The organism is Mycobacterium sp. HUMS_12744610 (assembly GCF_041206865.1).
GTDB classification, from domain to species: Bacteria; Actinomycetota; Actinomycetes; order Mycobacteriales; family Mycobacteriaceae; genus Mycobacterium; species Mycobacterium servetii.
Genome location: NZ_JBGEDP010000001.1, coordinates 4351291 through 4376512 on the forward strand (window position 1 = coordinate 4351291; position 25222 = coordinate 4376512).

General features: G+C 70.5%; 25 protein-coding genes and 3 pseudogenes. 14 read left to right on the top strand and 14 right to left on the bottom strand.

The genetic code is table 11. The features are described 5' to 3' along the window. The first annotated feature begins 2 nt into the window (after positions 1-2). The gene (locus AB8998_RS20915; RefSeq protein WP_369739600.1) at positions 3-1916 is read left to right on the top strand and encodes a YhgE/Pip family protein; all 1914 of its coding nucleotides are present in this window, start codon (positions 3-5) and stop codon (positions 1914-1916) included. Between the two features lie 35 nt (positions 1917-1951). Here AB8998_RS20915 and gatA read toward each other — a convergent pair whose 3' ends face one another. Together gatA and gatC are read right to left on the bottom strand one after the other, a co-directional pair. Further along, positions 1952-3445 (bottom strand): Asp-tRNA(Asn)/Glu-tRNA(Gln) amidotransferase subunit GatA, encoded by a 1494-nt coding sequence (gene gatA / locus AB8998_RS20920; RefSeq protein ID WP_369739601.1) that lies wholly within the window; start codon positions 3443-3445, stop codon positions 1952-1954. After that, a complete protein-coding gene (gene gatC, locus AB8998_RS20925) occupies positions 3442-3741 on the bottom strand; it encodes an Asp-tRNA(Asn)/Glu-tRNA(Gln) amidotransferase subunit GatC (protein WP_369739602.1) in 300 nt (99 codons plus the stop codon). Before gatC ends, gatA begins: the two co-directional genes overlap by 4 nt. Positions 3742-3952: 211 nt before the next feature. On the opposite strand from gatC, the gene AB8998_RS20930 reads away from it, so the two are divergent. Then, on the top strand, positions 3953-4609 hold the full coding sequence (locus tag AB8998_RS20930) for an ACT domain-containing protein (RefSeq protein ID WP_369739603.1): 657 nt from the start codon (positions 3953-3955) through the stop codon (positions 4607-4609). A gap of 6 nt (positions 4610-4615) precedes the next feature. On the opposite strand, the gene AB8998_RS20935 is transcribed toward AB8998_RS20930, so the two are convergent. Then, complete coding sequence (locus AB8998_RS20935) at positions 4616-4780, bottom strand: hypothetical protein (RefSeq protein WP_369739604.1); 165 nt, start codon at positions 4778-4780, stop codon at positions 4616-4618. 488 nt (positions 4781-5268) lie between these two features. Between AB8998_RS20935 and AB8998_RS20940 the strand changes: the two are divergent. From AB8998_RS20940 to AB8998_RS20955, 4 genes and pseudogenes are all read left to right on the top strand, one after another. Then, a pseudogene (locus tag AB8998_RS20940) lies at positions 5269-5854 on the top strand (IS607 family transposase). 1 nt (position 5855) lies between these two features. Beyond that, positions 5856-6008, top strand: a pseudogene (locus AB8998_RS20945) (helix-turn-helix domain-containing protein); the annotation flags it as partial. A 371-nt stretch (positions 6009-6379) separates the two neighbouring features. Continuing rightward, positions 6380-7015 (top strand): helix-turn-helix domain-containing protein, encoded by a 636-nt coding sequence (locus AB8998_RS20950; protein WP_369738277.1) that lies wholly within the window; start codon positions 6380-6382, stop codon positions 7013-7015. Between the two features lie 72 nt (positions 7016-7087). Next, on the top strand, positions 7088-7741 hold the full coding sequence (locus AB8998_RS20955; protein ID WP_369739605.1) for a helix-turn-helix domain-containing protein: 654 nt from the start codon (positions 7088-7090) through the stop codon (positions 7739-7741). Positions 7742-7760: 19 nt separating this feature from the next. Here AB8998_RS20955 and AB8998_RS20960 read toward each other — a convergent pair whose 3' ends face one another. Then, positions 7761-8996: an IS256 family transposase gene (locus AB8998_RS20960; RefSeq protein WP_369741377.1), complete on the bottom strand. Its 1236-nt coding sequence runs from the start codon at positions 8994-8996 to the stop codon at positions 7761-7763. Between the two features lie 117 nt (positions 8997-9113). Here AB8998_RS20960 and AB8998_RS20965 point away from each other — a divergent pair, with 117 nt between their 5' ends. Next, the gene (locus tag AB8998_RS20965) at positions 9114-9881 is read left to right on the top strand and encodes an integrase core domain-containing protein (protein WP_369739606.1); all 768 of its coding nucleotides are present in this window, start codon (positions 9114-9116) and stop codon (positions 9879-9881) included. A gap of 55 nt (positions 9882-9936) precedes the next feature. After that, positions 9937-10767, top strand: coding sequence for an ExeA family protein (locus tag AB8998_RS20970; RefSeq protein ID WP_369738281.1), 831 nt, complete (start codon positions 9937-9939; stop codon positions 10765-10767). Positions 10768-10893: 126 nt separating this feature from the next. Here AB8998_RS20970 and AB8998_RS20975 read toward each other — a convergent pair. The 3 genes and pseudogenes from AB8998_RS20975 to ligA form a co-directional block, all read right to left on the bottom strand. After that, positions 10894-11346 (bottom strand): annotated as a pseudogene (locus tag AB8998_RS20975) (glycosyltransferase); the annotation flags it as partial. 134 nt (positions 11347-11480) lie between these two features. After that, positions 11481-12374: a metal-dependent hydrolase gene (locus AB8998_RS20980; RefSeq protein ID WP_369739607.1), complete on the bottom strand. Its 894-nt coding sequence runs from the start codon at positions 12372-12374 to the stop codon at positions 11481-11483. A 78-nt stretch (positions 12375-12452) separates the two neighbouring features. Then, the gene (gene ligA, locus AB8998_RS20985; RefSeq protein ID WP_369739608.1) at positions 12453-14537 is read right to left on the bottom strand and encodes an NAD-dependent DNA ligase LigA; all 2085 of its coding nucleotides are present in this window, start codon (positions 14535-14537) and stop codon (positions 12453-12455) included. Between the two features lie 77 nt (positions 14538-14614). Between ligA and AB8998_RS20990 the strand changes: the two genes are divergently transcribed. Beyond that, complete coding sequence (locus AB8998_RS20990) at positions 14615-14863, top strand: type II toxin-antitoxin system VapB family antitoxin (RefSeq protein WP_369739609.1); 249 nt, start codon at positions 14615-14617, stop codon at positions 14861-14863. Then, positions 14850-15278, top strand: coding sequence for a type II toxin-antitoxin system VapC family toxin (locus AB8998_RS20995; RefSeq protein WP_369739610.1), 429 nt, complete (start codon positions 14850-14852; stop codon positions 15276-15278). Before AB8998_RS20990 ends, AB8998_RS20995 begins: the two co-directional genes overlap by 14 nt. Positions 15279-15291: 13 nt before the next feature. Here the strand turns inward: AB8998_RS20995 and AB8998_RS21000 are convergent, their stop codons facing one another. Continuing rightward, entirely contained in the window at positions 15292-16314 is a 1023-nt protein-coding gene (locus AB8998_RS21000) for a uroporphyrinogen decarboxylase/cobalamine-independent methonine synthase family protein (protein WP_369739611.1), read from the bottom strand. 100 nt (positions 16315-16414) lie between these two features. Between AB8998_RS21000 and AB8998_RS21005 the strand changes: the two genes are divergently transcribed. Further along, entirely contained in the window at positions 16415-17050 is a 636-nt protein-coding gene (locus tag AB8998_RS21005; protein ID WP_369739612.1) for a sensor domain-containing protein, read from the top strand. Here the strand turns inward: AB8998_RS21005 and mnmA are convergent. From mnmA to AB8998_RS21025, 4 genes are read right to left on the bottom strand one after another with little or no spacing between them, the layout of a single operon-like run. Next, positions 17047-18123, bottom strand: coding sequence for a tRNA 2-thiouridine(34) synthase MnmA (gene mnmA, locus AB8998_RS21010; protein ID WP_369739613.1), 1077 nt, complete (start codon positions 18121-18123; stop codon positions 17047-17049). The genes AB8998_RS21005 and mnmA overlap by 4 nt on opposite strands. Next, entirely contained in the window at positions 18124-19302 is a 1179-nt protein-coding gene (locus AB8998_RS21015; RefSeq protein ID WP_369739614.1) for a cysteine desulfurase family protein, read from the bottom strand. A gap of 26 nt (positions 19303-19328) precedes the next feature. Next, a complete protein-coding gene (locus AB8998_RS21020; protein WP_369739615.1) occupies positions 19329-20186 on the bottom strand; it encodes a lysophospholipid acyltransferase family protein in 858 nt (285 codons plus the stop codon). After that, complete coding sequence (locus AB8998_RS21025) at positions 20183-21034, bottom strand: GNAT family N-acetyltransferase (protein ID WP_369739616.1); 852 nt, start codon at positions 21032-21034, stop codon at positions 20183-20185. Before AB8998_RS21025 ends, AB8998_RS21020 begins: the two co-directional genes overlap by 4 nt. A 238-nt stretch (positions 21035-21272) precedes the next feature. On the opposite strand from AB8998_RS21025, the gene AB8998_RS21030 reads away from it, so the two are divergent. Both AB8998_RS21030 and AB8998_RS21035 read left to right on the top strand, forming a co-directional pair. Beyond that, a complete protein-coding gene (locus AB8998_RS21030; protein ID WP_369741685.1) occupies positions 21273-21878 on the top strand; it encodes a cryptochrome/photolyase family protein in 606 nt (201 codons plus the stop codon). Beyond that, complete coding sequence (locus AB8998_RS21035; RefSeq protein WP_369739618.1) at positions 21875-22264, top strand: SRPBCC family protein; 390 nt, start codon at positions 21875-21877, stop codon at positions 22262-22264. The genes AB8998_RS21030 and AB8998_RS21035 overlap by 4 nt, the downstream gene beginning before the upstream one ends. 84 nt (positions 22265-22348) lie before the next feature. On the opposite strand, the gene AB8998_RS21040 is transcribed toward AB8998_RS21035, so the two are convergent. Both AB8998_RS21040 and AB8998_RS21045 read right to left on the bottom strand, forming a co-directional pair. After that, positions 22349-23305, bottom strand: a complete 957-nt coding sequence (locus AB8998_RS21040; protein ID WP_369739619.1) for an electron transfer flavoprotein subunit alpha/FixB family protein — start codon at positions 23303-23305, stop codon at positions 22349-22351. 41 nt (positions 23306-23346) lie between these two features. Beyond that, entirely contained in the window at positions 23347-24147 is an 801-nt protein-coding gene (locus AB8998_RS21045) for an electron transfer flavoprotein subunit beta/FixA family protein (RefSeq protein WP_369739621.1), read from the bottom strand. 227 nt (positions 24148-24374) lie between these two features. On the opposite strand from AB8998_RS21045, the gene AB8998_RS21050 reads away from it, so the two are divergent. Further along, positions 24375-25202 (top strand): class I SAM-dependent methyltransferase, encoded by an 828-nt coding sequence (locus AB8998_RS21050; protein ID WP_369739623.1) that lies wholly within the window; start codon positions 24375-24377, stop codon positions 25200-25202. Positions 25203-25222: the final 20 nt, after the last annotated feature.

Here is a 25222-nt window from a genome sequence, read left to right on the forward strand (position 1 = left end):
TCATGCTTGCCGGAATGTCGCTGGGCACCGACCTCAAGCGCTACTCCCGCGGCACCATGCCGCGCCTGGCGCTGATCACGATCATCGCACTGCCACTGCTGTACGGGGCGATGTACCTGTGGGCGTTTTGGAACCCGTTCGCGGCGGTCGACAAGATCCCGGTCGCGTTGGTCAACGAGGATCGCGGCGCGATCGCGGCGGGCCGTGAACTGCGGGCCGGTGACCAGGTGGCCGAAGCGCTGCTGCGGTCCGGCCACCTGGATCTGCACCCGACGTCGGCAAGCCAAGCGGCAAAAGGGGTTTCCGACGGCACCTACTATTTCTCGATCACCCTGCCGCGCGACTTCAGTGCCGCCGTGGCATCGCCGGCGGGTCCGCACCCACGTGCGGCCGAGATCCAATTCCGCTTCAACGATGCCAACAACTACCTGGCATCGGTGATGGGGCAAAACGCCGCCCGGGAGGTGCTCAACCAGGTCAGCGCCAAGGTCGGCGAACAGGTCATCGGCACGGCGCTGACACAGGTCACCGACGAGGTCAAGAAAGCGTCCGACAGCGCCGGCCAATTGGCGGATGGATCCCAAACCCTGGCGAAAAACCTTGCCGGCGCGCGTGACGGCGCGGCAACGCTGGCCGGCGGCACCCGGCAGCTGTCAAACGGTATCCAGCAGGCGACCGACCCGCTGCTGAAAATGCTGGACGACCTCGCCGCGTCGAACCTCGACGTGAACGAGGCCGGCACCGCGGCGACGTGGCTGGGCGACAGCATCAAGGAGTTGACCGACCGGATTGCCGCGCTCAACGTCAACTACCAACAAGCCGCCGGGATCGTCAACCAGGTGGTGGACGGGTTGCGCGCCAACCCGGACCCGAATGTGCGGGGACTCGGCGACAGGCTCGACGCCGCGCAGCGCCTGCTCGCCACGAACAAAATGGACCCGGCCACCGACGAGGGCCTGGCCAAGTTGCGCGGCAAAACGCAACAGCTGGAAAACGACTTGGCCGATCCCAACAGCCGGTTGCGCACCGCGATAAACCAGACGCTCAACGGCGGCCTGCGGTCCGATCTTGTCGCATTGCGTACCGGTGCGTCCGCCGTCGATTCCGGTGCCGACAAGCTCCGCGGTGGGTTGCTGCAGCTGGCAGCCGGCAGCGACCGACTCGCCGCGGGCGCGCAGCAACTGGCCGGCGGGCTCGGGGAGGCCGACCAGCGCGTATCGACACTGACCGATCAGCAACGCATCCGGGTATCCCGGATCCTGGCGAATCCGGTCGGTGTCAATCTGGATTTCACCCATCAGGCCGCCACTTTCGGTACCGGGTTCGCGCCGTTCTTCTTGCCGCTCGCCTTGTTCATCGGCGCGCTGATCATCTGGATGTTGTTGACCCCGTTGCGAACTCGTGCCATCGTCGTCGGGCTGGGCGCATTACGGGTGGTGCTGGCCTCCTATTGGCCGGCTTTGTTGCTGGGGGTGTGCCAGGTGGCGCTGATGTATGCGGTGGTGCACTTCGGCGTCGGGTTGCACGCCGAGTACGCAGCGGGCATGGTGGCCTTCCTGATCCTGATCGTGGCGGCGTTCCTGGCGCTGATCCAGGCGTTCAACGCGGTTTTCGGCGTCGCGGTGGGCCGCGTGGTTACGCTGGCGTTCCTGATGTTCCAGCTGGTGTCCTCGGGCGGCGTGTACCCGGTGGAGACGACGGCGAAGCCGTTTCAGATCCTGCACCCTTACGATCCGATGACCTACGCGGTGAATGGGCTGCGGCAGTTGACGGTCGGCGGTATCGACGCCAGGATGTGGATCTCGGTGGGCGTGTTGTCCGGGGTGCTCGCCGCGTCACTGGCGGCGAGTGCATGGGCGGCCCGGCGCGATCGCCAGTTCACAATGGAACGACTCTATCCACCGATAGAAGTGTGACGTGTGCGCCGGTGCGATCCTCGCGACCCGGGTCCTCAGACGGGTGAGGACAGCGGGCCGCGGGCGGCCTCGTAGGCGGCGCCCACCCGGTAGAGGCGGTCGTCGGCCAGCGCGGGCGCCATGATCTGCAGGCCGACCGGCAGGCCGTCGTCGGGCGACAGCCCCGAGGGCACCGACATGCCGCAGTGCCCGGCCAGGTTCAGCGGCAGCGTGCACAGGTCGAACAGGTACATCGCCAGCGGGTCGTCGACCTTCTCGCCCAGCGGGAACGCGGTGGTCGGCGTCGCCGGCGACACCACGACGTCCACGGATTCGTAGGCCGCATCCAGGTCGCGGGCGATCAGCGTGCGCACCTTCTGCGCCTGGTTGTAGTAGGCGTCGTAGTAGCCGGCCGACAGCGCGTAGGTGCCGATCATGATGCGCCGCTTGACCTCCGGGCCGAAACCGGCGGCGCGGGTCAGCGCCATCACCTCCTCGGCGCTGTGGGTGCCGTCGTCGCCGACCCGCAGGCCGTAGCGCATCGCGTCGAAGCGCGCCAGGTTGCTCGACACCTCCGACGGCAGGATCAGGTAATAGGCGGCCAGGGCGTAGTCGAAGTGCGGGCAGTCGACCTCGCTCACCTCGGCGCCCAGCTCCGTCAGCTGGTCGACGGCGGCCTGGAACGACGCGAGCACCCCCGGCTGGTAGCCCTCGCCGCGCAGCTGCTTGACCACCCCGACGCGCACGCCCCGCAGGTCGCCGGCCTGCCCGGCCCTGGCGGCGCCGACGACGTCGGGGATCTCGGCGGCCACGGAGGTGGAGTCGCGGCTGTCGTGCCCGGCGATGACCTGGTGCAGCAGCGCGGTGTCGAGCACGGTGCGCGCGCAGGGTCCGCCCTGGTCCAGCGACGACGCGCAGGCCACCAGCCCGTAGCGGGACACCGTGCCGTAGGTGGGTTTGACGCCGACGGTCGCGGTCAGCGCGGCGGGCTGGCGGATGGAGCCGCCGGTGTCGGAGCCGATGGCCAGCGGCGCCTGGAAGGCGGCCAGGGCCGCCGCGCTGCCGCCGCCGGAGCCGCCCGGCACCCGCTCGACGTTCCACGGGTTGCGGGTGGGGCCGTAGGCGGAGTTCTCGGTCGAGGAGCCCATCGCGAACTCGTCCATGTTGGTCTTGCCCAGGATCGGGATGCCGGCCGCGCGCAGCCGCAGCGTGACGGTGGCGTCGTAGGGGGAACGCCAGCCTTCCAGGATCTTGGAGCCGCAGGTGGTGGGCATGTCGATGGTGGTGAACACGTCCTTGAGCGCCAGCGGGACACCGGCCAGCGTCGAGGGCAGCCGCTCGCCGGTGGCCACCGCGTTGGCAATCTGCTTGTCGACGGCCGCCGCCGCCGATAGCGCCTCGTCGGCCGCCACGTGCAGGAAGGCGTGGTACCGGTCGTCGGTGGCCGCGATCTGGTCCAGGCACGCCTGCGTCACCTCGGCCGACGTCAGCTCCCTGGCGGCGATCTTGGCGGCCAGCGTGGCGGCGTCCAGACGGATGATCTCGCTCACTCGACGTCCCCGAGGATCTGCGGGACGGCGAAGCGGCCGTCGACGGCCTCGGGCGCCGAGGCGAGCGCCTCCTGCTGGGTCAGGCAGGGCGCCTTCTCGTCCGGGCGCATCACGTTGACGTCCTTGAGCGGGTTGTCGGTGGCCTCCACGCCGCTGACGTCGACCGCCTGGACCTGGCTGACGTGGTTGAGGATGGCGTCGAGTTGGCCGGCGAAGCTATCCAGCTCGGTATCGGTCAGCGCCAGCCGGGACAGCCGGGCCAGGTGCGCGACCTCGTCGCGAGAGATCTGGGACACGAGCGAAAAGCCTAGCCCGGCGACGATGCGGCGCCGCAGGCGCCGCTGAGGAGCCGGGCCATCAGACCTAGCCCGGCGACGATGCGGCGCCGCAGGCGCCGCTGAGGAGCCGGGCCATCAGACCTAGCCGGGCTCCGGCAGCGAGCGTGCAGCCGGCCGATCCGGGACGGCCGAAATGCTCCCGACACATCCCTGTGCGACAGTGTTGGCCGTGCCGTCGTATCTATTGCGCATCGAGCTGGCCGACCGCCCGGGCAGCCTCGGGTCGCTGGCCGTGGCGCTCGGTTCGGTGGGCGCCGACATCCTGTCGCTCGACGTGGTCGAGCGCGCCGCCGGGTATGCGATCGACGACCTTGTCATCGAACTGCCGGCCGGGGCGATGCCCGACAAGCTGATCACGGCCGCCGAGTCGCTGTCCGGCGTCCGGGTGGACAGCGTCCGCCCGCACACCGGGCGGCTGGAGGCGCACCGGGAGCTCGAACTCCTCGACCGTGTCGCGGCGGCGGCCGGCAAGGGCTCCAAATTGCAGGTGCTGGCGAACGAGGCGCCCAGGGTGCTGCGGGTGAGCTGGTGCACGGTCCTGCACAGCGCGCAGGGCAAGGTGCACCGCCTGGCCGGCAGCACGGGCGCTCCGGAGACCAGGGCCGATTCAGCCCCCTGGCTGCCGATCGAGCAGGCGGTCACGCTGGACAACACCGGGGACTGGGTGCCGCAGGCGTGGCGTGACATGGACACCACGATGGTCGCGGCGCCACTGGGCGACCCGCACACCGCGGTGGTGCTGGGCCGCCCCGGCCCCGACTTCCGCCCGTCGGAGGTGGCCCGGCTGGGCTACCTCGCGGGGATCGTGGCCACCATGCTGCGCTGAGCCCGGTTATGCGGGCACGCGGTTCACCAGGCTGTCGTAGGTGGCGATGATCTTCTCGGTCTGCAGCGACTGACGGCCGGTGTCGCGGTGGGCGGTGACGATGCCGGTCATCTCCCCCAGCTTGTCGCGGTCCTCGACGAGCACCCGGATCGCCGCATCGCTGAATCCCAACGCGGCCAGACATTCTTCGCGGCCGACCGGCCGTGCAGGCGAACTCGTTGAGCAAGCCCGGCGGCGTCGATGAATTTCCGCAGCGAAGCCTCGAGGTGGCCCAGGCCGTAGATGTCGAGTGTGCAGTGGTCCACCCGCACGACCGCCTCGATTGCTTCCAGCGCCCGCTTCTCCGACGACAGGCGCCCACACCGGGCAAGTCGCAGCGGATCGTCGTCAGACGAGCCGGCTACCACGGCGGCCCGGGCTCGGTCGATGACGTCGTCGTGAACTCCATTGGAAATCGCCAAGAACGGGCGGGGCACCCCGCGCCTGGCCAGGGACCGGCGAAATGCCTGGTCGGTGTGATCTCGTGGTCCACGGCTTGGGCGTGCACCACCATGAGACGCCAGGCCAGCCGGGAAGCCGCACTCTCCTTTTGGGGGGCTGCCGGCTGTTGCGGGGTGAGTGGTCGGTAGTTGTCGGTGGTGTGCTGTAGGAACAACGGTATGAACCTGGCGGCGTGGGCTGAGCGCAACGGTGTTGCGGGGGTGACCGCGGATCGCTGGTTTCGGGCCGGGCTGTTGCCGGTGTCGGCGCAGCGAGTGGGTCGGCCTATTCTCGTCGATGAGGAGCCGATCGGCGCGGCTGGTCGAAGATCACGGACGGCTGTCTATGCGCGGGTCTCGTCGGCGGATCAGAAGGCGGATTTGGATCGGCAGGTCGCGCGGGTGACTGCGTGGGCCACGGCCGAGCAGATAACTGTCGGCACGGTGGTGACCGAGGTCGGGTCGCGCGCTGAACGGGCATCGCCGTAAGTACCTTGCGTTGCTGCGTGATCCGGCGGTGACGCGGATCGTGGTGGAGCACCGGGATCGGTTCTGTCGGTTCGGGTCGGAGTATGTCGAAGCGGCACTGGCCGCGCAGGGGCGTGAGCTGGTGGTGGACTCGGCGGAGGTCGATGCCGACCTGGTGCGCGATATGACCGAGATCCTCACCAGTATGTGCGCGCGGTTGTATGGCATACGCGCTGCACAGAACCGGGCCAAGCGCGCCCTTGCCGCTGCGGCATCCGACGGCGTGGAGGCGGCCTGAGATGCCGCGGTTCGAGGTTCCTGAGGGCTGGTGTGTGCAGGCGTTCCGGTTCACCCTGGACCCCACCGAGGACCAGGCCCGGTCGTTGGCCCGGCATTTCGGGGCTCGGCGCAAGGCATTCAACTGGACGGTAGCCACTCTCAAAGCTGATATGGCGGTGCTCGAAAGAGGCCTACGCCGATGGGATCGCCGGCGCCGCACGGCCGCCGAACAACCCCGAGACGGGGTGCAAGTCGCGTGACCACTAAAGATCACTCACTTGCAACGGTCAGCAGGAAGTCCTGGGCGATGTAGCGCCGCTGCCCCTTGTGGCGCGACTCTTTGGGTGAGCACGGCGGGGTGGTGGTGCGTCATGTGGGTTGAGGACGGGCTGGGCGTGACGCCGACCGGCGGGCGGGTTGTGGGTGGTGCTGTCACGGTGAGGACGGTCGGTTTAGGGTCCGGGTGATCTTGAAAGTCGACGGCCCTTCCCACGTGCTTTGACTGGGCTACTGGGAAGGGCCGTCCGAACGCCCGGAGGCGTCGTTGCTCAGTGTAGGTGTCGATCCTGTTGTTGTTGAACGTCAGTTGCGCTCGGGCGTGCTGAGCTGCCCGCGGTGCGGGCAGCGGTTGGCGCCGTGGGGGCACGCCGCGCCGCGGTTTGTGCGTCGTGCGACGGCGGTGGTGGAGCGGATCTGGCCGCGGCGGGCGATCTGTTCGAGCGCGGCGGGCTGTGGCCGCTCACACGTGCTGCTACCCCGGTTCTGTCTGGGCCGGCGGGTCGACGCGGTTTCGGTGATTTGGGCGGCGCTGCTGGCCCGGGCGGCGGGTTGGGGGTGGCGGCGGATCTGCGCGGCGGCGGGTCGCCCGGCCTCCACGGTTCGGGGCTGGCTGTCGCGGTTTTGCGTGCATGCCGAGTCGATCCGGGTCGGGTTCGCCCGGCTGGAACGCCACGCCAATACCGGCGCCGACATGGATCGTCTGGCTCCTGCGGCAAGCCCGGTCGCCGATGCGGTCGCCCAGATCGGTGTGGCGTGCGCGGCGGTGCGCCGGGTGGCCGGTTCGGCCGTGTTCGAGGTGTCGGCGGCCGAGCTGGTGGCGGCGTGCTCGGGTGGCTGGCTGTTGGGGTCGGGGCCGCCGGCGGTGGCGGCGTTGTCGATCAACATGAGCCCGCGTCTGTGAACGGCCGCCTCGGCGCGTCAGGGTCGAGCGCGTCACTGCCGTCGACCGTGGGAAGCGTTGAGGTGCCAATAGATGTCGAAGAAGAAGTCGCGGGCCGAGCGGGCGCGCGATATCGCGCTGTACCGGTATGCGCTGATTAGGCCGCTGGCCGATCCGGGCCTGTCAGCGACCGAGCGGGGTCGGCTGGTGCGGGAGCTGGCCGCCCAGGTGCATCTGGGCCCATCCGGTGAGCCGGTGACGGTGTCCCGCGCCAGCCTGGACCGCTGGATTAGGGCGTGGCGGGCCGGCGGGTTCGACGCGCTGATCCCGCCCGAACGCCAGGTGGCCCCGCGCACCGACGCCGAGGTGTTGGAGCTCGCGGCGCGGCTCAAGCGCGAACACCCCGCCCGTACTGCGGCCCACATCGCCCGCATCGTGGAGGCCGAGCAGGGGTGGGCGCCCTCGGCGCGCACTTTGCAACGCCACTTCGCCCGGCTCGAGCTCAACACCCGCCCGGACGGCAACCCGCCGGCCGCGTTCGGCCGATTCGAGGCCGAGGCGCCCGACCAGATGTGGATCAGCGACGGGCTGCACGGCCCGATCGTCGCCGGCCGCCGGGCGGTGTTGTTCGCGCTGCTTGACGACCACTCCCGCTACGTGCCCGGGCACCGGTGGGGCCACGGCGAGGACACCCTGGGCATGCAGGCCGCGCGAGCCTGTCACGATTTCTGTGTAAGTCAGAGGTGATTTGACTACGAGTTGTATTCTAGCACAATGGGATTCGCCCAGGGAATAGTCTGGCGAGTGTGTTGAGCGCCACAGTCCAGTTGTGCGTTCCAGTACCCGAATAGCCTCCTCTCTCGCTGGAGATGTTGCGCAGCCCGAGGTACAGCAACTTCATCGCGGCGTCCTTGTCCGTGAAATGACCACGGTTCTTGGTGATCTTGCGCAACTGGAAGTTGATCGACTCGATCGCATTGGTGGTGTAGACGATCTTGCGCAACTCCACCGGATAGTCCAGGAACGGAACGAATTCCCCCCAGGCGTTGTGCCACACGTCAATTGCACCCGGATATTGGGCGCCGAATTGCTGGTCGAACTCCTTGAGTGCGAGTTCGGCTCCATCGACGGTCGGCGCACTGTAGATCGCCCGCATCGCGGTGGCGACCTTCTTGCGGTCCTTATAAGACACGAAGCGCATCGCATTCCTAATGACGTGCACGACGCAGGTCTGCACCACGGTATCGGGATAGATCGAGCGGATCGCATCAGGCAGACCGGTCAGCCCGTCGCAGCAGGCGATGAGGATGTCGCGCACCCCGCGGTTGCGCAGGTCGATGACGACCTTCTGCCAGAACTTCGCCCCCTCGGAGTCCTGGATCCAGCAGCCCAAGGCGTGTTTGCGGCCCTCCAGATCCACGCCAATGGCCAAATAGGCGACCTTGGTGGTGATGACCCCGTTGTCGCCGATCCGCAGCCGCAGCCCATCGATGTAGAGGATCGGGTAGACCTCATCGAGCGGGCGGGCCTGCCAGGCCTTGATCTCATCGACCACCACCTCGGTGATATTGGAGATCAACTCCCGCGACACCGACGCCCCATAGACCTCCTGCAGGTGGGCTTCGATATCGCGGGTGGTCATTCCCCGTGAATACAGCGACAACACCACCGAATTGATGTTGTTGAGCCGGCGGGTCTTCTTCGGCACAATCGCCGGCTCAAACGAGCCGTTGCGATCACGCGGCGCATCGATCTGCACCGGGCCGTTGACGGTGGTCACCGTTTTCGGCGTGGTGCCGTTGCGCGAATTTCCCGATCCGCGTCCGGCCGGATCGCCGGCCTCATAACCCAGATGGTGGGTTAGCTCCGCATTCAGCGCCCGCTCCAGCACGGCCTTAGTCAGCTGGTTCAGCAAACCGTCCGCGCCGTCGATCGGGGTCCCGGTCTTCACCGCATCCTTAATCAACGAGTCCAGCGTCTCTTCGGTGAACATCTCGGCCAGCCGCCGCGCCGCGGTCGTCTCCTCAGCCGGCATCTGCATGGTCTTGGTCACAAAACACTCCTTCTGTCCGCCCAACGGCGGTCCGATGATGGACCACCCCGGACTTACACAGATGGAATGACACGCCCTGCGATGTGGGTCGCGGTCAAAACCCACGGCTGCCCGCGAAAACTGTACTGCGACAACGGAGCTGCCTACGTCAGCGGTCAGCTGGCCTGGTCGGCGGCGGTGCTCGACATCGCGCTGGTGCACAGCCGGCCCGGAAAACCGCAAGGGCGGGGCAAAATAGAACGCTGGAACCGCACCGTGCGCGACCAGTTCCTGGTCGAGATCGAGGCCGCCGGGGAGGTGGCCTCGCTCGAGGAGCTGAACCGGTTGTTCACCGCCTGGTGCCACCAGCACTACCACCGCAGCGTGCATTCAGAAACCGGCGCCACCCCGCTGGCGCGCTATCACGCCCAGGGCCGCACCCCGGCGCCGCGCCCGGACGCGGGGCTTTTGCGGCGCGCGTTTTTGTGGCGCGAGCAGCGCAGGGTCACCGCCACCGCCACGGTGTCGTTGCACGGCAACCGCTATGAGCTCGACCCCGCCCTGGTCGGCCGTGTCGTGGATCTGCTGTTCACCCCGTTCGACCTGACCGTCATCGACATCGAATACCAGGGCAAGGCGATGGGCCGGGCCATTCCGCACACCATCGGCCGCCACACCCACCCCGCGGTCAAACCCGACATCCCCGCACCGGTGCAAGCCACCGGCATCGACTACCTGCACCTGCTGGAGCAGGCACATCAAGCCGATGTGGGTCAGGCGATCAACTATCTCGCCCTGGCCGACAGCGACATCCAAGCACCCCGCCACGACCAAACCGGACCGCAAAACCCTTAAGCAGCAACGCTATCCACCTCGACCACCGTGGCGAGCCCACGGGGAACGGACCATCATGCTCGACAAGATCCAATCCTATTTCGGTTTGACGACCATGCCCTTCGGCCGCGCCCTGGCGCCGGGCATGCTGTTTCCCAGTGCCGACCACTCCCAGGCCGCCGCCCGCATCGGCTACGGCATCGCCACCCGCGGTATCACCGTGATCACCGGCGAAGTCGGTGTCGGCAAGACCGTCGCCGCCCGCGCCGCGATCGAGCGCGCCGAACCGGCACGTCACCACCTGATCTACATCCCCGACCCCACCGTCGCCGCCCGCGGCATCTACCACCACATCGTGACCGCGCTGGGCTGCCGGCCCAGCTTCCACAACGCCGCCCTGGTTCCCCAAGCCCGCGATGCGCTGGCCGCCGAAGCCGCCGAACGCGGCCGCGTCCCCATCTTGTGCATCGACGAGGCCCACCTGCTTTCCCACGACGCCCTCGAAGCGCTGCGGCTGCTCACCAATCACCGTCTCGACACCGAATCACCGTTCGCCACAATACTTCTCGGCCAACCCACACTCGCCGCCAAAATGTCCCTGGGCATCTTGGCCGCCCTGGAACAACGCATCACCGTGCGCCGCACCATGACCGGCATGACCAGCGAGGAGACCGCCGGATACATCCGCCACCACCTACAGCTCGCCGGCCGATCCGACCCGCTGTTCACCGACGATGCCCTCGCCCTGATCCACGACTCCGGTCGCGGCAAGCCCCGCGGTGTCAACCGGCTCGCCATCGCCGCGCTCATCGCCGCCTGCGCCGCAGGCAAAAACCTCGTCGACGAGTCCAGCGCACGATCGGCGATCACCGAAACCAACCACGACATCCAGCCCGCGACACCCTGAGCACCGCCGCGACATCACGACCACCGACAGCCCCGCTCGACACGATTGAGCGGGGCTATTTCACACCCGAACCAGCCTCAACAGGAATGACGCCACCATGTCCAAGATCAGTGACGCGCAACACCCCTGGCTGACCAACATCGCCAAGGCCAGGGGGGCCGGGGTGGCTTGCTCGAAATACACGTCGTAGCGGGTGTGCTTGGTCTGGACGACCGGAACACCATGCCGGCGAGCGGCGTCCACGCCGGCTATCGCCACGCCCAAGTCACCGTGGGTGTGCACGATGTCGATGGGCCCGCGGCGGGCAAACGCCTCGTCGATGATCGCGCGATTCGTCTTGGACGGCCAGACGAGGGCGAAGTCCTCGTGCCTGCCCAGCGTGCGGATCAGCGGGTCGATGAGCGGGACCGGCCTCAGCTCGACGACGCGCGGGTCGGCGTCGACCGAGCCGGGCATCGGTGCCGAGAAGACCGTGACCCGGTGCCCACACTGCTCGAGCGCACGACGCTGCGTGGCCACCGCAACCTGCGCCCCTCCGAGGCCGTCGGGGTGGAGATCGGTGAAAAGCGCGACATGCATCCAGGGCCTCCCGAAGAATCGGGTGACGACCGGCCGCGGACAAACGGGAGCCCAGGCAACCGGTCGCACGTCATCCTACGGAGGGCGGCGACGCGTGGGTTCGGAGCGCGGAGGGCGCCGGGACGGGCGGGCCGCTAGCGCTCGGCCCCGTTCTGGCTCGCGGCCAGCGCGGCCGGCGAGTGCTCCAGATACTCCATCGCCATCTGCGTGGACGCCTCGGTGCTCGGGTGGTGGCTGGGCCGCAGGTACCGCAGCGGCACGGTCACGGTGAGCTTCCACGGTCCCGGCACCCGGTATTGGCGCGCGGCGCGCAGCCAGTCGCGCCAGCGCGGCTTGGCGTCGGTGGTGGGGTCGTTGGCCATCAGGTAGCGCACCCCGGCCAGCCACCAGAACACGAACTGCGGCATGGTCAGCAGCATCGACAAGGCGCGCAGCGGGTAGCTGCCGCACACGTTCTGGTAGACGTCGTAGACCAGGGAGCGGTGCTCGATCTCCTCGGCCCCGTGCCAGCGCAGCAGGTCCAGCATCGTCGGGTCGGTGCCGGCATAGTCGAGGCCGCGGTTCTGGATGACCCACTGCCCGAGCACCGCGGTGAAATGCTCGAGCGCGGCGACGTCGGCCAGCCGCCGGTACAGCCACCAGCGCTGCAACGCCTTGGGCCACTTCTCGTGCTGGTCGCCGAGGACGGACAGCCACTTCTGCAGCTTGTCGGTGTAGGGCGCGGTGTCGATCCCCTGGTCGGCCAGGTGGTCGAGCACCATCTGGTGCGCCCAGGCGTGCCAGGCCTCCTGCTGGATGAACGGCTTGATCGCGGCCCGCAGTTCGGGGTCGTCGACCATCGGCTCGGCCTCGTTGACGACCTGGATGAACCAGCGCTCGCCGGCCGGCAGCAGCAGGTGCAGCACGTTCATCACGTGCGTGGAGAACGGGTCGTCGGGCACCCAGTGCAGCGGGGTGCCCGACCAGTCGAACCGCACCTTGCGGCGGTACGCCGGGTATCCGTCGTGCTGAACTTCGACAGCGGTCATCGGTGTCCCCCAATCCAACAGCCCACCAATTGGCGTGTGAGTACCCTCACACGCGGGCGCGCAACCGGCCGCGGGGAACTATTCGGGGGTTTCCCCGTCCGGGGGCCCCTGCTCGAGCAACCGGCGGAAGCCGTCCTCGTCGAGGATCGGGACCCCCAGCTCGACGGCCTTGTCGTATTTGGAGCCGGGCGAATCGCCGGCGACGACGAAGTCGGTCTTCTTCGACACCGAACCGGCGGCCTTGCCGCCGCGCGCCACGATCGCCTCCTTGGCCTCGTCGCGGGAGAACCCGGTCAGCGAACCGGTGACCACGACCGTCAGACCCTCGCAGGTGCGCGGCACGCTCGTGTCGCGCTCGTCGGCCATGCGCACGCCCGCGGCCCGCCACTTGTCGACGATCGTGCGGTGCCAGTCCACGGTGAACCACTCGGTGACCGCCGCGGCGATGGTCGGTCCCACGCCCTCGACCGCGGCCAGCTGCTCGGTGGACGCCGACTCGACCGCCTGCAGGTCGCCGAACTCGGTGGCCAGGGCGCGGGCGGCCGTGGGTCCCACGTGCCGGATCGACAGCGCCACCAGCACCCGCCACAGCGGCGCGGCCTTGGCCTCCTCGAGGTTGGCCAGCAGCCGCGCGCCGTTGGCCGACAGCGTTCCGGCCTTCGTCCGGAACAGCTCGGTGCGCAGCAGGTCGTCCTCGGTGAGCGTGAACAGGTCGCCCTCGTCGGCGATCACCCCGGCGGCCAGCAGCGCGGCGGCCGCCTCGTAGCCCAGACCCTCGATGTCGAGGGCGCCGCGGCCGGCGACGTGGAACACGCGCTCCCGCAGCTGCGCCGGGCAGGACCGGGCGTTGGGGCAGCGGATGTCGGCGTCGCCCTCCTTCTCGGGGGCCAGTTCGGTGCCGCACTCGGGGCAGTGGGTGGGCATGACGAACGCACGTTCGGAGCCGTCGCGCAGGTCGACGACCGGACCCAGCACCTCGGGGATCACGTCGCCGGCCTTGCGGATCACCACGGTGTCCCCGATCAGCACGCCCTTGCGCCTGACCTCGGCGGCGTTGTGCAGGGTCGCCAGCGCCACCGTCGAACCGGCGACCTTGACCGGCGCCATGAGGGCGAACGGCGTGACGCGCCCGGTCCGGCCGACGTTGACCCGGATGTCCAGAAGCTTGGTCTGCACCTCCTGCGGCGAGTACTTGTAGGCGATCGCCCAGCGCGGCGCCCGCGACGTCGAGCCCAGCCTGCGCTGCAGCGCCACGTCGTCGAGTTTGACGACGACGCCGTCGATCTCGTGGTCCACGTCGTGGCGGTGCTCGCCCCAGTAGCGGATCCGCTCGTGCACGCCGGCGACGCTGTCGACCCGGGTGGTGTGGCTGGAGACGGGCAGTCCCCAGGCACCGAGCGCAAGGTAGGCGTCGTGCAGGGTCGCGGGCCGGAATCCCTCGGTGTGCCCGAGCCCGTGGCAGATCATCCGGAGCCTGCGGCGGGCGGTGACCGCGGGGTCCTTCTGCCGCAGCGAGCCCGCGGCGCTGTTGCGCGGGTTGGCGAACGGCGTTTTGCCCTCCTCGACGAGGCTGGCGTTGAGGGCCTCGAAGTCGGCGAGCCGGAAGAACACCTCACCGCGCACCTCGAGCACCTCGGGTATCGGGTGATTCGGGCCGGCCGTGAGCCGTTCGGGGACGTCGTCGATGGTGCGCGCGTTGAGCGTCACGTCTTCGCCGACCCGCCCGTCGCCGCGGGTCGCCGCCCGCACCAGCCGGCCCTCGCGGTAGACCAGCGACAGCGCCACCCCGTCGATCTTGAGCTCGCACAGGAAGGCCACGTCGGTGCCGACCTCGGCGTGGATGCGGGCGGCCCACGCGTCGAACTCGTCGGTGCTGAACACGTTGTCCAGGCTGAGCATGCGCTCCAGGTGCTCGGCGGAGGCGAAGTCGGTGGCGAAGCCGGCGCCGCCGACCAGCTGGGTGGGCGAATCGGGGGTGCGCAGCTCGGGATAGCGCTCCTCGAGCGCCGTCAGCCGCAGCAGCAGCTCGTCGAACTCCGCGTCGGAGATGATCGGCGCGTCGCGCACGTAGTAGCGGAACTGGTGTTCGCGCACCTCGTCGGCCAGTTCGCGCCACTGCCGCCGAACCTCGGGCGGGGCGGGGCCGGCCTCTGCTGAACTCACCTTGGCAGGCTAACGGAGGGCGCAGACACGGGAGCCGTGCGCATCATGATGCCGATAACTGATGCTATGATGCGCAGGTGCGGACGACGATCAACATCGACGCCGACTTGCTCGCCGAGGCAAAGGTCCTGGCGGCGAAAACATCCCGGCCGCTCGGAGCGATAGTCGACGACGCGTTGCGCGCACTGCTGCGGCGGTGCGGCGACGAAGGCGGCCGCACCGAGTTCCGGTTGCCGACCCACGGCAGCGGTGGGTTGCAGGCGGGCGTCGACCTGGAAGACAAGGACGCCCTCGCCGAGCTGCTGGGCGACAATGCTGCTCCTTGATGTCAACGTCTGCGTCTATGCCATCCGCCGCGACAGCGCCCGGCACGCCGCGTATCGTGCCTGGATGGAAGATCGACTCGTCGGCGACGAGCCGGTCGGGATGAGCGAGCTCGTGCTGTCGGGTGTCATCCGCTTGATCACCAACCATCGCGTCTTTCGACAGCCGAGCACCACGGCTCAGGCGCTCGAGGCGTGCCGCGCTCTCCGAACGGCTCCCGCGGCCGTCGCGCTGCGGCCGGGGCCGCGGCACTGGGACATCTTCGACGCGCTGTGCGACCGGATCGGCGCCAAGGGCAACGCGGTGGCCGACGCCTACCACGCCGCTCTGGCCATCGAGAACGGCGCGACCTGGGTCACCACCGACCGCGGTTTCGCCCGCTTCCCGGGCCTGCGCTGGCGTCCGCCGTTCGACTGACCCGGACGCTCCCCTATCCGGGGCCGATCGCGTCCGGATCCTGCGCGAACGCCTCGGCGGCCTTGCGCGCGAGCCCGATCGCGGTGCGGGCCCACTGCTGGGTCGCACCGGCCAGCCCGCACGCGGGCGTGACGCCGATCCGGTCGCGCAGCGCCGCGCGGGAGAACCCGAGCCGGTCGGTCACCGCGACCACCGCGGCGGCCACCTCCTCGGCCGACGGGCGCCGCTCGGGCGCCGTCACGGCGACCACGCCGAGCATGACGGTGCGGCCCGACTCGACGAACGCGGCGACGCCGTCCAGGTCCGCGGCACCCAGCGTGCCCGCGTCCACCGATACGGCGCTGATCGCACTGCGCTGCAACAGGTTCCACGGAAGCTCCGGAGCGCAGCTGTGTAACAGCACGTCGGCGCCCACCTTGTCGACGCAGGCGTCGAGCAGCGGGCCGGCCACCGCCTCGTCCAGCGCGGGGACCGTGCTCAGCGACGTCACCCCGGTCAGCCGCCCGCCCAGCGCCGTCGGCAGCGACGGCTCGTCGAACTGCACCACCACGGGCGTCTCGAGCCGCCGGGACAGCGCGGCGCGGTGCGCGGCGACGCCCTCGGCCAGCGAGGCCGCCAGGTCGCGCAGCGCGCCGGGGTCGGTGATCGCCCGGTGCCCGTTGGCCAGCTCCAGCCCGGCGGCCAGCGTGATCGGCCCCGGCGCCTGCACCTTGACCACGCGTCCCCCGCCGCGCAGGCCGGCGATCTCCCAGGCCTCTTCGAGCGCATCGGAGTCCTCGTCGAGCAGGCTGACGGCCCGGCGGGTCACCGCCCCGGGCCGGGCGACGATGCGGTAGCCGCGCGTCGTGGTGTCGATGGCCACGTCGATGAGCAGCGCCCCGGCCCGGCCGAGCAGATCGGCGCCCACGCCGCGGGCGGGCAGCTCGGCGATGTGGGCGAGCGCGCCCCCCAGTTCGCCGACGACGACCTCAGCCGCCTGCCGCGGGGTGACGCCGGGCCACGAGCCGACGCCGCTGGCGGTCGCGAACACACTCACCGGGCAACCGTATGCGACGCCCCGCAAGACGCGCCCCGTCAGGGGTGTTTGCCGGGGGCCCGCCGGGGTAGTTTCAACCCTGGAACGGACGGTGTGGCGGATGGTGAGATTCACGCGGCCCCTGCTGATCACCGGCGCGGTTTTGCTCACCGCGGCGTGCACGCGGGTGGTGGACGGCACGGCGCTGCCGGGCTACGGCGCCACCCGGCACCCCGTGCACGGCATCGACGTCGACACGGTGCTGCTGGACCAGCCCCGCATGCGCGCGATCACCGGCGCCGGCGAGCACCTCACGATCATCCCGTCGATGGACGGCATCAGCCCGGTGGACATCGACGCGCTGGCCGACAACGCGCCGCAAGAATGCCGGTTCCTGTTCGCCGAGACCGCGACGTTCGGGCCCGACATCGAGGAGTTCCACAAGACGACGTTCCAGGATCCGCCCGAGGGGGCGCTGATCTCGGAGGGCGCCGCCGCCTACCCGGACGCCGACACCGCCCGGCGGGCGTTCGGCGCCCTGGTGGCCACCGTCGGCAACTGCGCCGACAGCCCGGCCGGCCAGCTGCTCGTCGGCGACTGGCAGGCCGACACGCATTCGCTGCACCTGCGCCCCGGCGGCTGCGGGCGCGACTACCGGGTCCTGTCGGTGGCCCTGCTGGAGGTCACCTACTGCGGCTTCCCGCAGTCGGTGTCCGACATCGTGATGACCAACATCGTCGCCAACGTGCCGAATTAGCGCCCGGTGCCCGCGATGGTGGCGCTGCCGATCACCTCGTCGCCGCCGGGATCGGGCCGGTACAGCACCAGCGTCTGACCGCGCGCCACCCCGCGCAGCGGGTCACACAGCCGCACGACCAGCTCGTCGTCGACCAATTCCGCGACCGCACTTGCCGTTTCGCCGTGCGCACGCACCTGCACCGCGCATTCGATTGCGCCGGACGGCGCGGCGCCGGCGGTGAACACCGGCGAGCGCCCGACCAGCTCGACGACGTCGAGGTCGGTCGCCGCACCCACCCGCACCGTGGCGGTCTCGGCGTCGATCGCCGTCACATAGCGCGGGGCGCCGTCGGACCCCGGCCCGGCGATGCCCAGGCCCTTGCGCTGCCCCACGGTGAAGCCGTGCACCCCGTCGTGGGTCGCCAGCACCGCCCCGTCGGCGTCGACCACGCTGCCGGGCCGCACCCCGATGCGCTCGCCCAGGAAGGTCCGGGTGTCCCCGGACGGGATGAAGCAGATGTCGTGGCTGTCCGGCTTTTCGGCGACCGCCAGGCCGCGCCGGGCGGCCTCGGCGCGAATCTGCGGCTTGGGCGTGTCCCCGATCGGGAACACCGCGTGGCGCAGCTGCCCGGCGGTCAGCACCGCCAGCACGTAGGACTGGTCCTTGTCGCGGTCGACGGCGCGGCGCAGCCGCCCCCCGGACAGCCGGGCGTAGTGGCCCGTGGCCACGGTGTCGAAACCCAGCGCGAGCGCCCTGGCCGACAGCGCCGAGAACTTGATCCGCTGGTTGCAGCGCACGCACGGGTTGGGCGTCTCGCCGCGCGCGTAGGACGACACGAAGTCGTCGATCACGTCCGCCTGGAACTTCTCGGCGAAATCCCAGACGTAGAAAGGGATTCCGAGTACGTCGGCGACGCGGCGCGCGTCGGCGGCGTCCTCCTTGGAGCAGCAGCCGCGCGAACCGGTGCGCAGCGTGCCGGGTGCGGCCGACAGCGCCAGATGCACGCCGACCACCTCGTGCCCGGCGTCGACCATGCGGGCGGCGGCCACCGATGAGTCCACACCGCCGCTCATCGCAGCGAGGACCTTCACCTAGGAGGCCCCCGCGGCGGCCAGGGCGGCACGGCGGGCGCGGTCCACCGCGCCGGGCACCACGGCCAACAGCGCGTCGACGTCGGCGTCGACGCTGGTGTGGCCCAACGAGAACCGCAGCGAGCCGCGGGCGCTGGCCGGGTCGGCCCCCATCGCGATCAGCACGTGCGACGGCTGCGCGACGCCGGCGGTGCAGGCCGAACCCGTCGAACACTCGATCCCGTTGGCGTCCAACAACATCAGCAGCGCATCGCCCTCGCAGCCGCGGAACGTGAAGTGCGCGTTGCCGGGCAGCCGCAACGGATCGGGCGCGCCGTTGAGGCTGACGTCGTCGACGCCGGCCAGCACGCCGTCGATCAGCCGGTCGCGCAACGCCCGCAGGCGCAGGCTGTTGGATTCCAGACCATCCACCGCGATCCGGGCCGCCGCCGCCATCCCGACGACACCGGCCACATCAGCCGTGCCGGAACGGATGTCGCGCTCCTGCCCGCCACCGTGCGACAGCGGCACGCAGCCCACGTCGCGGCGCAGCAGCAACGCGCCCACGCCGGCGGGCCCGCCGAACTTGTGCGCGGTCACGCTCATCGCCGACAGCGCGCCGGCGGAGAAGTCGACGGGCAGCTGGCCCACCGCCTGCACGGCGTCGCTGTGCATCGGGACGCCGAATTCGGCGGCGACGGCGGCGAGCTCGGCGACGGGCAGCACGGTGCCGACCTCGTTGTTGGCCCACATCACCGACACCAGTGCGACGTCGTCGTGGGCCTGCAGCGCCTCGCGCAGCGCGGCCGCCGAGACCGACCCGTCCGCAGCCGTGGGCAGCCAGGTCACCCGCGCGCCCTCGTGTGCGACGAGCCAGTTCACCGCGTCCAGGACGGCGTGGTGTTCGACCTCGGTGGTCACGATGCGGCGGTGACGCGGGTCGGCGTCGCGCCGGGCCCAGTAGATGCCCTTGACGGCCAGGTTGTCGCTCTCGGTGCCGCCCGCGGTGAAGATCACCTCGGACGGGCGCGCACCCAGCCGGTCGGCGATGAGCTCGCGGGATTCCTCGACCCGCCGCCGCGCCGCCCGCCCGCTGGTGTGCAGCGAGGACGCGTTGCCGACCGACCCGAGCGCGGCCGTCATCGCCTCGACGGCGGCGGGGTGCATCGGGGTGGTGGCGGCGTGATCCAGGTAGACCATGACGCGCCCCACGTTACCTGCCTGTGTCAGGCCACCAGCACGTGTCCGTCGCCCTGGCGCCGGGCGGCCCCCACGACCACCGCGGACTGGCAGCGGCCGGCCAGGTCCCGCCGATCGGTGCCCGGCAACTGCAGGGCTTCGACCTGAACCCGCGCCAGCGTGCGGCGCACGGTGAGCAGGCGGCGGATCGACCGCGGCAGCGTCTCGTCGCCGACGAAGGCCGGCACGGTCGACACGCTGCCGTCGGCGTGGTGGTAGGTCAGCCGCAGCGGCTGCACCGGGCGCCCGGTATCGACGGCGGCCTGGAACATCGCCGGGTAAAACGACCCGCGGCCCTGGTGCGATCCCCGGGCCTGTCCGCACCAGGTGGTGCCCTCGGGGAAGGCCACGACCGTCTGCCCCGCGCGCAGCCGCCCGGCGACGGCGTCCACCACCGCGGGCAGGCGCCGCAGGCTGGACCGCTCGATCGGGATGATCTTCAGGATCCGGGCCACCACCCCCGTCCCGCGGCCGGTGAACATGTCGGCGCGGGCCACGAACGACCCTGGCAACACCGAACCGATGGCGAATACGTCCAGCCACGACGTGTGGGGGCTGACCACCAGCACCCCGCGCAGATTGCGGATCGGGTTGCCCGACACCGTGATCCGCACACCGAAACAGCGCAGCACCAACCGGCAGTACAGGCGCTGGACGCGGGTCCGGCCGGGCAGGGGCACCGCCAGCAGCGGCAGCCCCGGCGCCAGCAGCAGCGCCAGCGTGCAGCGCAGCGCCACCCGCAGCGCCACCCACAGGCCAAACTCGTCCTCCGCGGTGCGCCGGCCGATGCAGCCGACGTCGCACTTGTTGTGGGGCAGCCAGGCGTGGCCGGTGGCGGGGTTCACCGCGCACCGCCGGCCGCGTCGGAGGTCAGCTCGGCGGCCGCCGAGACCGACCGCAGCCTGCGCAGGTATCGGGTGTCGGCGCGCCGCTTGTCCAGCAGGACGCAGAAGTCGGCGACGCCGAAGGCCGGATCGTGGGCGGGCTCGCCGCAGACCTGGGCGCCCAGCCGCAGATAGCCGCGCAGCAGGGCGGGAACCGACGGCCGCGCCGGCGCGGGGATGTCGTCGAGGGCCCTGCCGTCGATGACCACCGGCCGGCGCGGATGCACCCGGTACTGCGGCGGCGCCGCGTGCCGGCCCAGGATGAAGTCGCGGACCCCGCGCAGCCGGCTGCCGGGCGCCTCGTCGCCGGTCTCGTCGCCGATCGGCACCGACACGCACCCGGTGACGTAGTCGTAGCCGCAGCGGTCCAGGTAGGCCAGGATGCCGGCCCACATCAGCAGCACCACGCCGCCGTTGCGGTGGCCGTCGCGCACCACGGCGCGGCCCATCTCCACCAGCGACGGCCGTAGCGGGTCGAACGCGCGGAGGTCGAACTCGGTCTCGGTGTAGAGCCCGCCGGCCGCGATCGCGCCCGCCGGCGCCAGCATCCGGTAGCAGCCCACCAGCTCGCCGCTGTCGTCGTCGCGGACCAGCAGGTGGTCGCAGAACTCGTCGAACCGGTCGACGTCGCGCCGTTCGTAGCCGCTGGCCGGCAGGACGAAGCCGGGGGTACTGCTGAGCACGTCGTAGCGCAGCCGCTGCGCCGCCTCGATCATGGCGGGGTCGGTGGACAGCAGCAAAGAGTAGCTGGGGCCGGCCGGCGCGCTGGCCGGTTTGGCGCCGGGTATGAGGACAGAAGCAATGCTCATGTCACGACCGTGTCGCAACCGTTCGGCGAGTCGGCATCGGCGCGCTGACGTGTCGGTGCACGTCAGATGACGAAATGCACGCGCGCGGGGGCGCAGGGGCCCGGCCGCGGTTAACCTGACGCCGACAGAGGTAGGCCGGTTCACGTAGCCGTCACCGACAGTTCGGATGGGGCGGGAGCACCATGTGGCGTAACTCACCGGGGGGCGATGACCGCGGCGGTGGTGTTTCGCCGACCAGCTGGGCCCGCACTTCCTGGACCGGCCCGACCAGCCGGTGCTGCTCGTCGAGTCCCGGGCGGTGTTCGAACGGCGCCGCTTCCACCGGCGCAAGGCCCACCTGGTGCTCTCGGCGCTGCGCCACCGCGCGGTCGAACCCGGCGACCAGGCCTTGTTCTTGCAAACCCGCACCTACGGCGAGGCTCTGGACCGTGTCGCCGGACCGCTCAGCGCCTGCCAGCCGACGTCGTGGGCTGCCGAGAAGTTCGTGCGGTCGCGGCCGGGGATCGAGGTGCTGCCAGCCCGCGGCTCCTGCACGAGCCGCGCCGAGTTCGGCGAGTGGGCCGGGCGGCGTGAGACCCTGCGCCTGGAGGACTTCTACCGCGACGCTCGAGACGCGATGCTCAGCGGCGACCGGGTGATGGCGCACAGCCCGCTGTCGGCCCCCATGAACCTGGGGCTGCTGGACCCCCTGGACTGCGCCCACGCCGCCGAGGAGGCCTACCGCGCCGGGCGCGCGCCGCTCGTCGGCGTCGAGGGCTACATCCGCCAGCTGATCGGCCGGCGCGCTTACATCTGGCACGAGGTTGTCGCCCAGCAGCACCGGCTCGGGCGGTCGGCGCCGTGACGGGCGGCGCCGTCATGCTCACCGCCGAGAGGGTGATCGCGGCGCCGCCGGCGGCGGTGTGGGCGCTGCTAATCGACCTCGACGCGTGGCCGCGGTGGGGTCCGACGATCCGGCGGGCACGGCTCGACGCGCCCCACACCGAATTGGGGTTGCAAGCGACCGGCGCGGTGCAGACCTCGCTGCTGGTCACGGTGCCCTTCGTCGTCACCGAATTCGACCCGGGGCGGCACTGGGCCTGGAAGGTGGCGGGGGTGCCGGCCACCCACCACCGGGTCGACCCGGTCGGCGACGGCGCGCGGGTGAGCATCGCGGTGCCGTGGTGGTCGGCGCCGTATGTGACGGTGTGCTCGGTCGCGGTGCGCCGTATCGAGACGATGCTGGGGTGAGCAGCCCCCCCGCAAGCGGGAGGTACCCCCAGCAAAACCCCCGCGATGCGCGCGGGGGTTTTTGCGTTTGTTCGCGGCGGGGACTCAGCCCTTGCGGGCCTTGATCGCCTCCGTGAGTTGCGGGGCCACCTTGAACAGGTCGCCCACGATGCCGTAGTCGGCGATCTCGAAGATCGGCGCCTCTTCGTCCTTGTTGACCGCGACGATGGTCTTCGACGTCTGCATGCCGGCGCGGTGCTGGATAGCCCCGGAGATGCCCAGCGCGATGTAGAGCTGCGGCGAGACCGTCTTGCCGGTCTGGCCGACCTGGAACTGGCCCGGGTAGTAACCGGAGTCCACCGCGGCGCGCGACGCACCGACGGCCGCACCCAGTGCGTCCGCGAGTTCCTCGACCACATGGAAGTTCTCCGCGCTGCCGACGCCGCGGCCCCCGGAGACCACGATGGTGGCCTCGGTCAGCTCCGGGCGGTCACCGGCGACCGCGGGCTCGCGGGCGGTGATCTTGGTGGCGTTCTCGGCGGCGGCCGGCACCGCCACGCTGACCTGCTCGCCCGCCCCGGCCTGCGGCTCCGCCTCGACCGCGCCGGCGCGCACCGTGATCACCGGGGTGTCGCCGTTGGCTTGCGCCTCGACGGTGAACGCGCCACCGAAGATGGAGTGGACGGCCTTGTTGCCCTCCTTGACCTCGACCACGTCGACCAGCAGCCCCGACCCGATCCGCGCGGCCAGGCGGCCCGCGATCTCCTTGCCGTCGGCGTTGGCGGCCAGCAGGATGGCGGCCGGGGTGGCCGACTCGGCCAGCGCGGCCAGCACGTCGACGTACGGGGTGATCAGGTAGTTGTCGACCTCGTCGGACTCGGCGACGTAGATCTTGGCGGCGCCGGCCTCCTTGAGCCCGTCGACCAGCGGCTCGGCCGTGGCCGGCTTGCCGATGACGACGGCCGCCGGCTCGCCCAGCGCCCGGGCGGCGGTGATCAGTTCGGCGGTGACCTTCTTCACCGCGCCTTCGGCGTGCTCGACGAGCACCAGTACTTCAGCCATGGGTTCTTCGCTCTTCTCGTGTCTGGGATGTGCCTGGGGTGCTAGATGATCTTCTGGGCGATCAGGTACTGGGCGATCTGGTTGCCGCCCTCGCCCTCGTCGACGACCTTCTCGCCGGCCGTCTTCGGCGGCTTCGGTGTCGACGACAACACGGTCGACCCGGCGTTGGCCAGCCCGACCTCGTCGGCCTCGACGCCGATCTCTGCCAGGGTCAGCACGGTGACCTCTTTCTTCTTGGCGGCCATGATGCCCTTGAAGGACGGGAAGCGCGGCTCGTTGATCTTCTCGGTCACGCTGACCACGGCGGGCAGCGTCGCCTCGAGGGTGAACAGGCCGTCGTCGGTCTCCCGCTCGCCGGTGACCTTGCCGTTCTCGAGCGAGAGCTTGCGCAGGTGGGTGAGCTGTGGCAGGCCCAGGTACTCGGCGATGATGGCGGGTACGGCGCCGCCGGAGCCGTCGGTGGACTCGTTGCCCGCGATGACCAGCTCGGTGCCCTCGATGGTGCCCAGCGCGCGCGCCAGCGCCCACGCGGTCTGCACGACACACGAGCCGTGCATGCCGTCGTCCTTGAGATGGACGGCCTTGTCGGCCCCCATCGACAGGGCCTTGCGGATCGCCTCGGTGGCGCGCTCGGGGCCCGCGGTCAGCACGGTCACCGATCCCTCGACGCCGTCGGCGGACTCCTTCTCCCGGATCTGCAGCGCCTCTTCCACAGCGCGCTCGTTGATCTCGTCCAGCACCGCGTCGGCGGCCTCGCGGTCCAGCGTGTAGTCGCCGTCGGTCAGCTTGCGTTCCGACCAGGTGTCTGGGACCTGCTTGATCAGGACCACGATGTTCGTCATGAGTGTGGCTCGTCCTCCTCGAAGGGGCCCCGCAGCGCCCGGCTGCGCGACCTCGGTACACGATTCGCAACGCACGGCCCTGTTACTACCCGGTAACTTTGCGCGCTCTGCCTTCACACCATAGCGGGTAGTCGTGCGCGTTCCCGCGGCCTGTCCGCCCTCGCGAAGCCAGGGGTGCCCGCATCGCGGTTCGCGAATCAGACACTTCGCGTTAGCCTGCCTATGCGATGAACGCCTCCGTCCCCGACGTTCCCCCCCACCGGTCCGGCGCCGCCCCGGCCAGCGATGCGACCGCACCGGCCGCGCTGACGCTGACGGGCGAGCGCACGATCCCCGGCCTCGACATCGAGAACTACTGGTTCCGCCGCCACCAGGTGGTCTACCGGCGGCTGGCGCCGCTGTGCGCCGGGCGCGAGGTCCTCGAGGCCGGGTGCGGCGAGGGGTACGGCGCCGACTTGATCGCCGGCGTCGCCCGCCGGGTCGTCGCGCTCGACTACGACGAGGCCACGGTGGCCCACGTGCGCGACCGCTACCCCCGCGTCGAGGTCATGCAGGCCAACCTGGCCCGGCTGCCGCTGCCCGACGCGTCGATCGACGTCGTGGTCAATTTCCAGGTCATCGAGCACCTCTGGGACCAGGGCCGGTTCGTGGCCGAGTGCGCCCGGGTGCTGCGGCCGTCGGGGCTGCTGATGATGTCCACGCCCAACCGGATCACGTTCTCCCCCGGCCGCGACACCCCGGTCAACCCGTTCCACACCCGTGAACTCGACGCCGCCGAGCTGGCCGACCTGCTGGTCGCCGGCGGTTTCGCCGGACCCGAGCTCAGCGGCGTGTTCCACGGTCCGCGACTGCGGGAGATGGATGCCCGCCACGGCGGATCCATCATCGACGCGCAGATCGCGCGTGCGGTCACCGAGGCGCCGTGGCCGCCGCAGCTGGCGGCCGACGTGGCCGCCGTGAGCGCCGACGACTTCGAGTTGATCGCGGCCGATACCTGTGACAGCCGGCACATCGATGACAGCCTGGACCTCGTCGCGATCGCGGTGCGCCCGTGAGCCCGGCCGCGCGCCCGGTC